General features: G+C 77.1%; 1 protein-coding gene. It reads left to right on the top strand.

The window, feature by feature from the left end; all coding sequences use genetic code 11:
- Positions 1 to 52: 52 nt before the first annotated feature.
- A partial coding sequence (locus tag G3I42_RS11925; RefSeq protein WP_164285226.1) for an AzlC family ABC transporter permease occupies positions 53 to 772 on the top strand: 720 nt, incomplete at its 3' end.

The raw sequence follows: 772 nt of genomic DNA, 5'->3' as shown, positions 1-772 counted from the left end.
AGCCGCACGCGACGCCGCGTCGTCCGCCGCATCCGGCGTCGCGTGCGACGCCGTGTCCCCCGTCGCCTCCGGCGCGCACCCCACGTCGCGCAAACCCGACGCCGCCGTCGTGCGCGACGCGCTCGGCGTGGGCATCGCGGTGGGCCTCTCCGGCTTCGCCTTCGGGGTCACCTCGGCGGGAGCGGGACTGAGCATCGCGCAGACCTGCGCGTTGAGCCTCCTCGTCTTCACCGGCGCCTCGCAGTTCGCGCTGGTCGGCGCCCTGGCGGGCGGCGGCGGCGCGTACGCCGCCGCGGCCGGGGCCTTCTTCCTCGGCGTGCGCAACGCCTTCTACGGGCTGCGCCTGTCGCAACTGCTCCAGGTGCCCCGCGCGCTGCGGCCCCTCGCCGCGCAGTGGGTCATCGATGAGACCACCGCTGTCGCGCTCGCCCAGCCCGACCGGCGCGGCGCCCGCATCGGCTTCACCGTCACGGGTCTGTGCCTCTACGTCCTGTGGAACCTGACGACGTTCCTCGGAGCGGTGGGGGCCGAGGCGATCGGCGACACGGACGCGTGGGGGCTCGACGCCGCGGGCCCCGCCGTCTTCCTCGCGCTCCTGGCGCCGATGGTGCGCGGCACCGCCGAACGCGCCGTCGCGGCGCTCGCCGTCCTGCTCGGACTCGGTCTCCTGCCGGTCCTGCCCGCCGGCGTCCCGGTCCTCGTCTCGGCCCTCGCGGCGCCCGCCGTGCTGTGGGCGCACGGCAGGCGCACGGCGCGCGGCACGACGCCGCCA

The sequence above is a fragment of the Streptomyces sp. SID11385 genome (assembly GCF_010548245.1).
In the GTDB taxonomy this organism is placed as follows: domain Bacteria; phylum Actinomycetota; class Actinomycetes; order Streptomycetales; family Streptomycetaceae; genus Streptomyces.
Note: the sequence above shows the minus strand (reverse complement) of the source record. Positions and strands in the feature narration are given on the sequence as shown.